The following is a 14,918-nucleotide window of genomic DNA, read 5'->3' as shown; positions in this document are numbered from 1 at the left end:
CGCCGAGCGTTTCGTCGCCTGTCCGTTCGGCGCCGGCGAGCGGATGTACCGCACCGGCGACCGGGCCCGATGGACCGCGGACGGGCAACTGGTGTTCGCCGGCCGCGCCGACGAGCAGGTGAAGATCCGCGGCTTTCGGGTCGAGCCGGGCGAGATCGAGCAGCTGCTGCTGGCCGACGACGGCGTGCGGCAGGCGGCGGTGATCGTCCGCGACGACCGGCTGATCGCCTACATCGCCGGCGACGCGCCGGTCGAGCGGTTGCGGCAGACGGCCGAGCGGAGGCTGCCGGACTACATGGTGCCGTCCGCGTTCGTGACGCTGCCGGAGCTGCCGCTCAACGCCAACGGCAAACTCGACCGCCGGGCGCTGCCCGCGCCCGATGAGCCCGGCACCGGCGCCGACCGGGAGGCGGCCGGCGAGATCGAGGCGCTGCTGCGGAACCTGTTCGCGCACATCCTCGGCCTGAGCTCGGCCGGACCGGACGACAGCTTCTTCGACCTGGGCGGGCACTCGCTGCTCGCGATCCGGCTGCTGTCCCGGATCCGGGCCACCATGGGCGTACAGGTCAAGATCCGGACCTTGTTCGAGGCGCCCACCCCGGCCGGCCTGGCCGCCGCCATCGCCGCCGCGAGCTTCGACTCGTCCCGTCCGGCCCTGCGCGCGGCCGAACGCCCGCAACGGCTGCCGCTGTCGTACGCCCAGCGCCGGCTCTGGTTCCTGGCCCAGGTGGAAGGCCCGAGCCCGACGTACAACATCCCGCAGGTGATCCGCCTCGGCGGGGACGTGGATCCGGCCGTCCTCGAGGCGGCGCTGCGCGACGTCATCGGCCGGCACGAGCTGCTGCGCACCGTCCTGGCCGCGGAGGACGGCGAGCCGTACCAGAGGATCCTCGACCTGGACGAGACCGGCTGGCGCCTGCGGGTCCGCGACGTCACCGCCGAGGAGCTGCCGGCCGCGGTGAGCGGCGTCAACCAGGGCACCTTCGATCTGGCCGAGGACCTGCCGATCCGGGCCTGGCTGTTCCGCACCGGGCCGGACGAGCAGATCCTCACCCTGCTGATGCACCACGTGGCGACCGACGCCTGGTCCCGGCGCCCGCTCGGCCGGGACCTCTCCACCGCGTACGCGGCCCGGCTGCGCGGCGAGGCGCCCCGGTTCGAGCCGCTGCCGGTGCAGTACGCCGACTTCGCGCTGTGGCAGCGGGAACTGCTGGGCGACGAAACGGATCCCGAGAGCCGGCTGTCCCGCCAGGTGGCGTACTGGCGCGAGGCCCTGGCCGGCGCGCCCGAGGAGCTGCCGCTGCCGATCGACCGGCCGCGCCCGCCGGTGGCCGGCCATCGCGGGCACCGGGTCGCCCTGGACATTCCGGCCGAGGTGCACGAGCGGCTGGTCGAGATCGCGCGGGCCGAGGGCGCCACCACCTTCATGGTGTTGCAGTCGGCGCTGGCGGTGCTGCTGTCCCGGATGGGCGCGGGCACCGACGTCCCGATCGGGTTCCCGGTCGCGGGACGCACCGACGACGCCGTGAACGACCTCGTCGGCCTGTTCCTCAACACCCTGGTCATCCGTACCGACCTGTCCGGCGACCCGGAGTTCCGGCAGGTGCTGGCCCGGGTGCGGGAGACGACGCTGGGCGCGCTGGCGCATCAGGACGTGCCGTTCGAGCGGCTGGTCGAGGAGCTGGCGCCGGCCCGGTCGCTGGCCCGGCACCCGCTGTTCCAGGTCGGCCTGACCGTCCTCAACGTCGACCGGGCCCTGCTCGAACTGCCCGGCGTGCACGAGGTTTCCCGAGCGCCGATCCCGCACATCGAGGAAACGGCGCCGGTCAAGTTCGACCTGTACGTGACCGTCCGCGAGTCCTTCGGCCGCGACGGCTCCCCGGCCGGGTTGCAGGGGCTGGTGACCGGCTCGGTGGACCTGTTCGAGCGGTCGACGGTCGAACGCCTGGTGTCCGGGCTGACCCGGGTGCTGGACGCGGTGACGGCGGCACCGGCGCTGCGGTTGCGTGAGGTCGACGTGCTCGGCCCCGAGGAGCGGGCGCAGGTTCTGCATGGCTGGAACGACACGGCGGCGCCGGTCGTGGCCGCCTCGGTGCTGGAGAGCATTCCGCGGCATTCAGCGGTCGCCGTGGTCGCTGATGGTGTCGAGCTGTCCTATGAGCAGCTGGACGCTCGCGCCAATCAGGTTGCTCGGTACTTGCGCGGTCAGGGGGTCGGCACGGAATCGGTGGTGGGGCTGCGCCTGCCCCGGGGTGCCGACATGATCACGGCGATTCTCGGCGTGTGGAAGGCGGGGGCGGCGTATCTGCCGATCGACCCCGGTTTCCCGGCTGAACGGGTCGAATTCATGGTGGCCGACAGCGGCGCCCGTCTGGTGCTGTCCGATCTGGACGCGGCCGGCGATCTTGCGGAGACGGCGCTGGACGTGTCGATCGACCCGCGCTCGCTGGCCTACGTCATCTACACCTCAGGTTCGACCGGCCGGCCGAAGGGTGTGGCGGTCACGCATGGCTCGCTGGCCAACTATGTGTCGTCGGTGTCGCAGCGGTTGGGCTGGTCGGGTGGCCGTTACGGGTTGTTGCAGCCGCAGGTGACCGACCTGGGTAACACGGTGGTGTTCACGAGTCTGGCCACCGGCGGTGAGTTGCACATCATCGATGAGGTGACCGATCCGGTGGCGGTGTCCTCCTATCTGGCCGAACACCGGATCGATCACGTGAAGGTGGTGCCGTCGCATGCGATGGCGTTGTCGGTTCCAGCGGTGACGCCGGGCAAGTCGTTGGTGTTCGGTGGGGAAGCGGTGCCGCCCGGGTTGGCCATCGAGGGAAAGGTCTTCAACCATTACGGGCCGACGGAGACCACAGTTGGCGTGGCGACCGCGGAATTGACCGGGTCTGGTGTGGCGCCGATCGGCCGTCCGCTGGCCAACACGCGGCTTTACGTCCTCGACGACTGTCTTTCGCCGGTCGGTGTCGGGGTCACCGGGGAGCTCTATGTTGCCGGTGCTGGTGTCGCGCGGGGCTATGTGGGCCGTCCCGGGTTGACCGGTGAGCGGTTCGTGGCCTGCCCGTACGAGGCCGGCGCGCGGATGTATCGCACGGGCGACCTGGTGCGGCGGCTTCCGGACGGGCAATTGGTGTTCGTCGGCCGTGCGGACCAGCAGGTGAAGGTGCGTGGCTACCGGGTCGAGCCGGGTGAGATCGAGCAGCTGATCCTGGCCGTTCCGGCCGTGCGGCAGGCCGCGGTGGTCGTTCGGGAGGGCCGGCTGGTCGCGTACGTCGTCGGTGATGCCGGTGATGTGCGGTCGGTGCTGGCCCGGCGGCTGCCGGAGTACATGGTGCCGTCGGTGGTCGTGTCGCTGGACGAGCTGCCGCTGACGGCCAACGGGAAGCTGGATCGTCAGGCGTTGCCGGAGCCCGGTCCGGTCGCGGTGGCCGGGCGGGAGCCGGCGGGCGAGGTGGAAGCGCTGCTGTGCACCGTTTTCGCTCAAGTTCTTGGCGTGAGCTCGGTCGGGCTCGACGACAGCTTCTTCGACCTAGGTGGCCACTCGCTGCTCGCGATCCGTTTGCTGTCGCGGATCCGGGCGGTGGTGGGGGCGGAGGTTCGGATCCGGACGTTGTTCGAGGCCCCGACGCCGGCGGGGCTGGCCTCGCGGCTGGGTTCGGATCGGGCTCGGCCCGCGTTGCGGGTGGGGGAGCGGCCGGAGCGGGTGCCGTTGTCGTTCGCTCAGCGCCGTTTGTGGTTCTTGGCCCAATTGGAGGGGCCGAGCGCGACGTACAACATTCCTTTGATCGTGCGGCTCGACGCCGCTGTCGACGCGGTCGCGTTGGACGCGGCTCTGCGTGACGTGATCGGCCGTCATGAAGCGTTGCGGACGGTGTTCCCGAGCGCCGAAGGCGAGCCGTATCAACGGATTCTCGATCTGGACGAGCTCGACTGGCGACTGCAGCTGAGCGACGTGTCACCGGAGCAGGTGACCGGGTATGCCTTCGATCTGGCGTCGGAGCCGCCCATTCGGGCCTGGCTGTTGCGCGGGCGGACCCTGGTGGTGGTGCAGCACCACGTCGCGGCCGACGGATGGTCGCACCGGCCGTTCCTGAAGGACCTGTCGGTGGCGTACGCGGCCCGGTCGCGGGGCGAGGCTCCGACGTGGGCGCCCTTGCCGGTGCAGTACGCGGATTACGCGCTGTGGCAGCGGGAACTGCTGAGCGAGGACCTGCTGGCGTCGCAGGTCGGTTACTGGCGTGCGGCACTGGCCGGTGCGCCGGAGGAGCTGAGCCTGCCGGTGGACCGGCCGCGTCCGGCGGTCTCGAGTCATCAGGGTCATCGGGTGCCGTTGCGGGTGCCGGCCGAGGTGCACCGGCGGCTGGCCGAGGTGGCCCGGGCCGAGGGCGTCACCACGTTCATGGTGATGCAGGCGGCGGTGGCGGTGCTGCTGTCCCGCTGGGGCGCCGGGACGGACATCCCGATCGGGTCGTCGGTCGCCGGGCGTACGGACGAGGCCTTGAACGACCTGGTCGGTTTCTTCGTCAACTCGTTGGTGATCCGGACGGATCTGTCCGGTGATCCGGAGTTCCGGCAGGTACTGGCGCGGGTGCGGGAAACCACACTGAGTGCGCTGGCCAACCAGGACGTCCCGTTCGAGCGGTTGGTGGAGGAGTTGGCGCCGGCACGGTCGCTGGCGCGGCATCCGCTGTTCCAGGTGATGCTGACCTTCCAGAACAACGAACGGGCCACCCTCGACCTGCCGGGAGCGCGCGCGGGCGGGCGCGACGGTGGCCTCATCACGGCGGCGAAGTTCGACCTCTACCTGGCGGTCGGCGAGATGTTCGATGACGATGGCGCGCCGGCGGGCTTGCGGGGTTCGCTGATCGGGTCGGTCGATCTGTTCGACCGAGCGACGGTGGAGCGGCTCGTGGACACGCTGCTGCGCCTGCTGGAGGCGGTGACGACCGCGCCCGCCCTGCGCCTCCGTGAGGTCGACGTGCTCGGCGCCGAGGAGCGGGCGCGGGTTCTGCACAGCTGGAACGACACGGCCGCGCCGATCCCGGCCGCTTCGGTGCTTTCGTCCATCCCAAGACACTCGGCGGTGGCCGTAGTCGCCGATGGGGTCGAGGTGTCCTACGAGCAGTTGGACGCCCGCTCCAACCAGATTGCCCAGTATTTACGCGGTCAGGGCGTCGGCGCCGATTCAGTGGTGGCTCTGTGTTTGCCGCGCGGCATCGACATGATCGCGGCGATTCTGGGTGTGTGGAAGGCCGGCGGGGCCTATTTGCCGATTGATGTGCGGATGCCGGTGGAGCGGATCGCGTTCATGTTGGCCGATAGCCGGGCGGCGTTGGTGCTTGGTCTGGAGCTTGACGATTTGCCGGTGGGTCGGGTGCCGTTGGTTGCTCTGGATGACCCGATGGTGTCGCTATATCCGGAAAATCCACCGGAAGTGGACATCGACCCGCGCTCGCTGGCTTACGTCATCTACACCTCCGGTTCGACCGGCCGGCCAAAAGGCGTAGCGGTTACCCATGGTTCGCTGGCCAACTATGTGTCGTCGGTGTCGCAGCGGTTGGGTTGGTCCGGTGGCCGCTACGGCTTGTTGCAGCCGCAGGTGACCGACCTCGGCAATACGGTGGTGTTCACCAGTCTGGCTACCGGCGGTGAGTTGCACATCATCGGTGAGGTGACTGATCCGGTTGCGGTGGCGTCGTATATCGCTGAGCACCGGATCGATCACGTGAAGGTGGTGCCGTCGCACGCGATGGCGTTGTCCGTCGATGCGGTGATGCCGGCGACGTCGTTGGTGTTCGGTGGTGAGGCGGTCCCGGCCGGGTTGGTTCCAGCGGATCGCAGGGTGTTCAACCACTATGGGCCGACCGAGACCACGGTGGGTGTGGCGACTGCGGAGTTGGCCGGCGAGGGTGTGGCTCCGATTGGTCGTCCGTTGGCGAATATCCGTCTGTATGTCCTCGACGACGCTCTGAGCCCGGTCCCGGTCGGAGTGACCGCCGAGTTGTATGTGGCTGGCGCGGGTGTGGCGCGGGGCTATGTGGGGCGGCCGGGGTTGACCGGTGAGCGGTTCGTGGCTTGCCCGTATGAGGCTGGCACTCGGATGTATCGCACCGGTGACTTGGTGCGCCGACTGCCGGACGGGCAGCTCGTCTTCGTCGGGCGGGCGGATCAACAGGTGAAGGTTCGTGGGTTCCGGGTCGAGCCGGGTGAGGTCGAGCAGTTGATCCTGGCCGATCCGGGGGTTGAGCGGGCGGCGGTGGTTGTGCGTGATGACCGTCTGGTGGCCTATGTCGTCGGTGAGGACAACGATCTGCGGGCGGTGCTGGCTCGGCGGTTGCCGGATTACATGGTGCCGTCGGTGGTCGTGACGCTGGATGAGCTGCCGTTGACCGGCAACGGGAAGCTGGACCGCGCGGCGTTGCCGGAGCCGGAGTACGCGGCCAGCGCCGGTCGCGTGCCCGTCACCGTGCAGGAAGAGCTGCTGTGCGCGGCGTTCGCCCAGGTTCTCGGTCTGGACGCGGTCGGCGTCGAGGACAACTTCTTCGAGTTGGGCGGGCACTCGCTGCTCGCGGTGCGGCTGGTGTCGCGCCTCCGGGCCGTGCTGGGTCTCGAGACCGAGGTGCGGGTGCTGTTCGAGGCACCGACCCCGGCGGCGCTGGCGGCTCGGCTCGCGGGCGCGGAGACCGGCCGGCTCCGCCCGGTGCTGCGGGCCGCGGAGCGCCCGGAACGGGTGCCGCTGTCGTTCGCCCAGCGGCGCCTGTGGTTCCTGGCCCAGATGGAGGGCCCGAGCTCGACCTACAACACCTCCACGGTGATCCGGCTCGGCGACGCCGTCGACGCGGACGCGCTGAACCTGGCCCTGCGCGACGTCATCGACCGGCACGAGTCGCTGCGGACGGTGTTCCCGAGCGCCGACGGCGAGCCGTATCAGGAGATCCTGGAGACGGCCGGGCTCGATTGGTGCCTGGAGACGGGCGACGTGTCGCCGGACGAGGTGACCGGGCATGCCTTCGATCTGGCGTCGGAGCTGCCGATCCGGGCCTGGCTGCTGCGTGGGCAGGTCCTGGTGGTGGTGCTGCATCACATCGCGACCGACGGCTGGTCGCACGCGGTGCTGGGACGGGATCTCTCGACGGCTTACGCGGCCCGGTCGCGCGGTGAGGCTCCGGACTGGGCGCCGCTGCCGGTGCAGTACGCGGATTACGCGCTGTGGCAACGGGATCTGCTCGACGAGGACCGGCTGTCGCGGCAGGTGGGGTATTGGCGGGAGGCTCTGGCCGGTGCGCCGGAGGAGCTGACGCTGCCCGTGGACCGGCCCCGCCCGGTGGTGGCGTCGCATCGGGGGCATCGCCTGCCGCTGCGGGTGCCGGCGCCGGTGCATCAGCGGCTGGTGGAGCTCGCCCGGGCCGAGGGCGTCACCGTGTTCATGGTGATGCAGGCCGCTCTGGCGGTGCTGTTGTCGCGGCTGGGCGCGGGCACCGACGTTCCCGTCGGGTCGGCGGTCGCGGGCCGGTCCGACGAGGCGCTGCACGACGTCGTCGGTTTCTTTGTCAACACCTTGGTCATCCGTACGGACCTGTCCGGTGACCCGGAGTTCCGGCAGGTTCTGGGGCGGGTGCGGGAGACCACCCTGGGTGCGCTGGCGAATCAGGATGTGCCGTTCGAGCGGTTGGTGGAGGAGTTGGCGCCGGCGCGGTCGCTGGCCCGGCATCCGCTGTTCCAGGTGATGCTGACCGTGCAGAACAACGAACGCGTGACCGGTGGACGCCGCTCGTCCTCCGACGTGGTGTCGGCCGGCACGGCCAAGTTCGACCTCGACGTCGCGGTCTCCGAGGTGTTCGACGAGCAGGGGCGGCCGGCCGGTCTGGAGGGCCGGTTCATCGCCTCGGCGGACCTGTTCGAACCGGAGACCGCCGAGCGGCTCGCCCGACAGCTGACGCGGGTGCTCGACACCGTGACCGGCACGCCCGAAGTCCGGCTGCGCGATGTCGAGGTGCTGGACGCGGCCGAGCGGGCGCAGGTGGTGTCCGGGTGGAACGACACGGCGGCGCCGGTGCGCGCTGGAACGGTCCTGGATCTGTTTGCCGAGCAGGATCCGGATGCGGTCGCGGTGTCCTGCGGTGGCGATGAGCTGACGTATGCGGCGCTGGATCAGCGTTCGGATGAGCTGGCCGCTGGTCTGGTCGCGGTGGGTGTGGGCGTGGAGTCCATGGTGGGTTTGTGTCTGCCGCGTGGGGTGGACATGGTGGTGGCGATTGTGGCGGTGTGGAAGGCCGGTGCTGCTTATGTGCCGGTCGATCCTGGGTTGCCGGTGGAGCGGATCCGGTTTGTGCTGGCCGATAGTGGGGCCGGGGTGGTGTTGGCCGCTACCGATGTTCCGGACGTTGCGGTGTTGCGGCTGGATGAGGTCCGCGGGAATGGTGTCCTGTCGCCGCGGCCGGTGATGCCGGCGACGTTGGCGTATGTGATTTACACGTCGGGTTCGACCGGTGAGCCCAAGGGTGTTGCGGTCTCGCACGACTCGTTGATGAATTTGGTGTCGGTGTTCGGCCCGATGATGGGTGGAACTTCGATCCTGCAGTTCGCCTCCTTCAGCTTCGATGCGTCGGTTCTTGATGTGGCGGTGGCGTTGTCCTCGGGGGCGACGTTGGTGATCGCCACGCCTGAGCAGCGGGCGGAGCCTCGGTCGTTGCGCGATGTCCCGGTTGAGGCGGCCAGTGTGGTGCCGTCGTTGCTGGGGGTGCTTGAGCCTGAAGATCTGGCGTCGGTGCGGACTTTGTTGGTTGGTGCTGAGGCGATTGGTGAGCAGGCGGCGCGGGATTGGTCGGTGGGCCGTCGCTTGGTGAATACGTATGGGCCGACTGAGGCGACGGTGATGGTGGCCGCCGGTGACGTGGATGCGGACCGCCCGGGGACGGTGCCGTTCGGCCGGCCGATCGCCAACACCCGGCTGTACGTCGTTGACGACGCGCTGGCTCCGGTGCCGGTGGGTGTGGCGGGCGAGTTGTACATCGCTGGTGCCGGTCTGGCTCGGGGCTATGTGGGCCGGGCCGGTTTGACCGGTGAGCGGTTTGTCGCGTGCCCGTTCGGCGATGGCGAGCGGATGTATCGCACAGGCGACCGGGCCAAGTGGACTGCCGACGGTCAGCTCGTCTTCGCCGGTCGCGCCGATGAGCAGGTGAAGATCCGTGGGTTCCGGGTCGAGCCGGGCGAGATCGAGCAGGTGCTGCTCTCGGAGACGGGGGTGCGGCAGGTCGCGGTGATCGCCCGGGAGGACCGGCTGGTCGCCTACGTCGTCGGCGACGTGGAAGAACAGCGGTTGCGGGACCGGGCGGCATCGCGGCTTCCGGAGTACATGGTCCCGTCCGCCTTCGTGCTGCTTCCGGAGCTGCCGCTCACCCCGAACGGCAAGTTGGACCGGGCCTCATTGCCGGCCCCGGACCATGCGGGTGGCGTGAGCCGCGCTCCGGCGAGCGTGCACGAGGAGCTGCTGTGCTCGGTGTTCGCCGAGGTGCTTGGGCTCGACGCGGTCGGTGTCGGCGACAGCTTCTTCGAGCTCGGCGGGCACTCGCTGCTCGCGGTCCGGCTGCTGTCCCGGGTCCGGACCGTGCTGGGTGTCGAGGTGCCGCTGCGGACGCTGTTCGAGACGCCGACACCGGCCGGCCTGGCCGCCTGGCTCGGGAGCGCGGAGACCGGCTCGGAGCGGCCGGTCCTGCGGCCGGCCGAACGGCCCGAGCGGGTGCCGCTGTCGTTCGCCCAGCGCCGCCTCTGGTTCCTGGCTCAGCTGGACGGCCCGAGCCCGACGTACAACATCCCGATCCTGATCCGGCTGGGCGAGGACGTGGACGAGGTCGCGCTGAACGCGGCCCTGCGCGACGTGATCGGCCGGCACGAGCCGCTGCGGACGGTGTTCCCGGCGGCCGACGGTGAGCCGTATCAGCGGATCCTGGAACTCGACGACCTGGACTGGCGGTTGGAGACCGGCGGGCATCTGCGGGAGGCGACGGAGTACGCCTTCGATCTGGCCACCGAGATCCCGATCCGGGCCCGGCTGCTCCGGTCCGGCGAGGGGGAGCGGACCCTGGTGCTGGTGGTCCACCACATCGCCGGTGACGGCTGGTCGAGCGGACCGCTGCGGCGGGATCTGGCGACCGCGTACGCCGCCCGGTCACGAGGTGAGGCGCCCGGGTTCGCGCCGCTGCCGGTGCAGTACGCGGATTACGCGCTCTGGCAGCGCGATCTGCTGACCGAGGACCGGCTGTCCCGGCAGGTCGGCTACTGGCGCGAGGCCCTGGCCGGTGCGCCCGAGGAGCTGAGCCTCCCCGTGGACCGGCCGCGCCCGGCCGAGGCGAGCCGCCGCGGCCACCGGGTGCATCGGAAGGTGCCGGCCGAGACGCACCGGCGGCTGGACGAGCTGGTCCGCTCCGAGGGCGTGACGCCGTTCATGGTGATGCAGGCCGCCTTGGCGGTGCTGCTGTCCCGGCTGGGCGCGGGCGACGACATTCCGGTCGGCGCGGCGGTCGCGGGACGTACGGACGAGGCTCTGAACGACCTGGTCGGCTTCTTCGTCAACACCTTGGTCATCCGTACGGACCTGTCCGGTGACCCGGAGTTCCGGCAGGTGCTGGGCCGGGTGCGGGAGACGACACTCGGGGCCCTGGCCAACCAGGACGTGCCGTTCGAGCGGTTGGTCGAGGAGCTGTCGCCGGCCCGTTCGCTGTCCCGGCACCCGCTGTTCCAGGTGATCCTCACCCTCCAGAACCTCGAACGGATCACGAGCGGCGGGCGCCGGGAAGCCGGCACCACGACGGCCAACGCCCGCTTCGACCTCGATCTGACCCTCACCGAGACGTTCGACACGGCCGGCCGGCCCGACGGGCTGCTGTGCTCGGTGACCGGCGCGGCCGACCTGTTCGATCCGGCGACCGTGGAACGCTTCGCGGAGTGGTTCGGCCGGGTCCTGGAGCTCGTCACCGCGGCGCCGGACATCGCGCTGCGCGACGTGGAGGTGCTGGACGCGGCCGAGCGGGCGCAGGTGGTGTCCGGGTGGAACGACACGGCGATGCCGGTTCGCGAGGGGACGGTTCTGGATCTGTTCGCTGAGCAGGATCCGGATGCGGTTGCGGTGTCCTGCGGTGGCGATGCGTTGACGTATGCGGCGCTTGATGAGCGTTCGGACGAGCTCGCGGCGGGCTTGGTCGCGGTGGGTGTGGGCGTGGAGTCCATGGTCGGTCTGTGTCTGCCGCGTGGGGTGGACATGGTGGTGGCGATTGTGGCGGTGTGGAAGGCCGGTGCTGCTTATGTGCCAGTCGATCCGGGGTTGCCGGTGGAGCGGATCCGGTTTGTGCTGGCCGATAGCGGGGCCGGGGTGGTGCTGGCCGCGGCTGACGTTCCGGACGTCGCGGTGCTGCGACTGGATGAGGTTCGCGGTGGGGTTCTCCCGCGCCGGCCGGTCCTGTCGGCGGCCTTGGCGTATGTGATTTACACGTCGGGTTCGACCGGTGAGCCCAAGGGTGTTGCTGTGTCGCATGGGTCGTTGATGAATTTGGTGTCGGTGTTCGGCCCGATGATGGGTGGAGCCTCGATCCTGCAGTTCGCGTCGTTCAGCTTTGATGCCTCGGTTTTGGATGTGGCGGTGGCGTTGTCGTCGGGGGCGACGTTGGTGATTGCCACGCCTGAGCAGCGGGCCGAGCCGCAGTCGTTGAGGGATCTGCCGGTGGAGGCGGCGAGTGTGGTGCCGTCGTTGCTGGGTGTGCTTGAGCCAGAGGATCTGGGTTCGGTGCGGACTTTGTTGGTTGGTGCTGAGGCGATTGGTGAGCAGGCGGCGCGGGATTGGTCGGTGGGTCGCCGGTTGGTGAACACGTATGGACCGACTGAGGCGACGGTGATGGTGGCCGCCGGTGACGTGGACGCTGGCCGGGGCGGCCCGGTTCCTTTTGGCCGCCCGATCGCGAATACGCGGTTGTATGTTCTCGATGACGCGTTGGCGCCCGTTCCGGTGGGTGTCGCGGGTGAGCTTTACATCGCTGGTGCCGGTCTGGCCCGGGGCTATGTGGGCCGGGCCGGTTTGACCGGTGAGCGCTTTGTCGCGTGCCCATTCGGCGACGGCGAGCGCATGTACCGCACAGGGGACCGGGTCCGGTGGACGGCCGACGGTCAGCTGGTGTTCGCGGGCCGGGCCGACGATCAGGTCAAGATTCGCGGGTTCCGGGTGGAGCCGGGTGAGATCGAGCAGGTGCTGCTCTCCGATGAGGGGGTGCGGCAGGCGGCGGTGGTTCTGCGGGACGAGCGGCTGGTCGCCTACGTCGTCGGCGATGTCGACGAGCCGCGGTTGCGGCACCTGGCGACGTCGCGCCTTCCCGACTACATGGTCCCGTCGGCCTTCGTGGGCCTGCCGGAGCTGCCGCTGACCCCGAACGGCAAGCTGGACCGGGCGGCGCTGCCGGCCCCGGACTACGCGAGTGGTGACGGCCGGGCGCCGGCGACCGTGCACGAGGAACTGCTGTGCGCCCTGTTCGCCGAGGTGCTTGGGCTCGACGCGGTCGGTGTCGGCGACAGCTTCTTCGAGCTCGGCGGGCACTCGCTGCTCGCCGTACGGCTGGTGGAGCGGCTGCGGTCGGCGGGCGTGACCGTGTCAGTGCGGGCGCTGTTCGAGACACCGACCCCGGCCGGGCTCGCCGCCTCGGCCGGTGGCCTGTCCGTGGTGGTGCCGCCGAACCTCATTCCGGCCGCGACGCGCACGATCACCCCGGAGATGCTGACCCTGGTCGACCTGACCCCGTCCGAGATCGACCGGGTGGTGGCGTCGGTCGAGGGCGGCGCGGCCAACGTGGCCGACATCTACCCGCTGGCGCCGTTGCAACAGGGCCTGCTCTTCCACCACCTGCTCGCCGACGGCGGCGACGACGTCTACCTGATGACCCGCACGCTCGAGTTCGACTCGCGGGAACACCTGGACGCGTTCGTGGCCGGGCTGCGGGTCGTGGTGGACCGGCACGACATCTACCGCACGTCGATCGTGTGGGAGGGGATGCGCGAACCGGTGCAGGTGGTGTGGCGCCGGGCCACGTTCCCCGTGGTCGAGCACGAGCCGGCCGGCCCGGGCGCCGCGTCGCTGACCGCGGCCGCCGGCCCCGGCGTCCCGCTGGGCCGGGCGCCACTCATGGACCTGCACGTGGCGGCCGCCGGTGAGGGCCGGTGGCTGGCCCTGCTGCGGATGCATCACGCGGTCCAGGACCACGTGGGAATGGACACCCTGCTGGACGAGCTGCGGCTGATCCTCACCGGGCGCGCGGCCGAGTTGGCACCGGCGCTGCCGTTCCGGAACTTCGTGGCGCAGAGCCGGGCCGTGCCGCGCGAGGAGCACGAGCGGTACTTCGCCGGGCTGCTCGGCGACGTCGACGAGCCGACCGCCCCGTACGGGATCCTGGACGTCCGCGGCGACGGCCGCACCTCGTCGACCGCCGCGCTGCGGGTGCCGGAGGAGACGGTCTCCGCGCTGCACGACGTCTCCCGGCGGATGGGTGTGTCACCCGCGACGGTGCTGCACGTGGCGTGGGCGCGGGTGCTGGCCGCGCTGTCCGGCCGCGACGACGTGGTGTTCGGGACGGTGCTGTTCGGCCGGTTCAACGCCGGTGAGGGCGCCGACCGGGTGCTGGGGCCGTTCATCAACACCCTGCCGGTGCGGGTGCTCGCCGGCCGGGAGGTGCGCGGGGCCGTCGAGGCCATGCGCGGGCAGCTGGCTGCCCTGCTGGAGCACGAACACGCGCCGCTCGCGCTGGCTCAGCAGGCCAGCGGAATGCCCGGGGACGTGCCCCTGTTCACCTCGCTGTTCAACTACCGGCACATCACCGGCGGTGGCCGCAAGGACAACGGCGGCCCGGTCGGCGGCATGCGCAGCGTCGGTACCAGGGAACGCAGCAACTATCCGCTGGCCGTGGCGATCAACGACCGTGACGGCGCCCTGAGCATCGTGGTCGAGGCGCGCCGCCCGATCTCGCCGGCATCGGTGGCCGGCCTGATGGGCGCCGCGGTGCGGGGCCTGGTGGCCGCGCTGGCCGACGAGCCCGCGACCTGCCTGACCGCGGTCGGGATCCTCGACGACGGCGAGCGCGACCGGATCCTCGACGGCTGGAACGACACGGCGGCGCCGGTGCCGGCCGGCACCGTTCTCGACCTCGTCGCGGCCGGCGTGGCCGCTCACCCGGACGCCGTCGCGGTCGTCTCCGGGGACAGCGAGCTGACCTACGCGCAACTGGACGGGCGGGCCGACGAGCTGGCGGCGGCCCTGCTGGCGGCGGGGGTGGACGGCGGGTCGCCGGTCGCTCTGATGATGCCGCGCGGCCTCGACCTGATCGCGTCGATCCTGGCGGTGTGGAAGGCCGGCGCGGCGTACCTGCCGGTCGACCCGAGGCTTCCGGCCGAGCGGATCAGGTACGTCCTGACCGACAGCGGCGCCCGGACCGTGGTGTCGAACCGTGACACCCCCATGTCCGCCGTGGACGGACTCTCGGTGATCTGGGCCGACGACGTACGCGGCGGCTCTCTCCCGACCCGCCCAGTGGTCCGGCCGGCCGACCTGGCCTACGTGATCTACACCTCCGGTTCGACCGGTACGCCCAAGGGTGTGGCCGTGACCCACGGCGGCGCGCTGAACCTGGCGGTGGCCCAGATCGAGCACTTCGCCGTCACGCCCGACTCCCGGGTGCTGCAGTTCGCGTCGGCCGGATTCGACGCGGCCGCCTCGGAGGTGCTGATGGCGTTGTGCTCGGGCGCGGCCCTGGTGATGGCCGGACAGGACGACCTGGTGCCGGGCTCGGACCTGCCCGGCGGCGGGCTGGCCGGCGTGATCCGCCGCCACCGGGTGTCACACGCGACGTTGCCGCCGGCGGTGCTGGCGGTGCTGCGCCCCG

Annotated in this window: 1 protein-coding gene (only partly in view); it reads left to right on the top strand. The window is 70.7% G+C overall.

Every position in this 14,918-nt window falls within one protein-coding gene, locus tag ACQP2X_RS34710, for a non-ribosomal peptide synthase/polyketide synthase (protein ID WP_498689142.1), read on the top strand. The gene is 31,425 nt long; 2,438 of those nucleotides lie to the left of the window and 14,069 to its right, leaving coding positions 2,439–17,356 in view, spanning codon 813 (partial) through codon 5,786 (partial); the first codon wholly inside the window starts at position 2. Both the start codon and the stop codon lie outside the window.

Source organism: Actinoplanes sp. CA-131856, from assembly GCF_050956135.1.
GTDB lineage: Bacteria > Actinomycetota > Actinomycetes > Mycobacteriales > Micromonosporaceae > Actinoplanes.
This window is presented reverse-complemented; position numbering and strand designations above follow the sequence as displayed.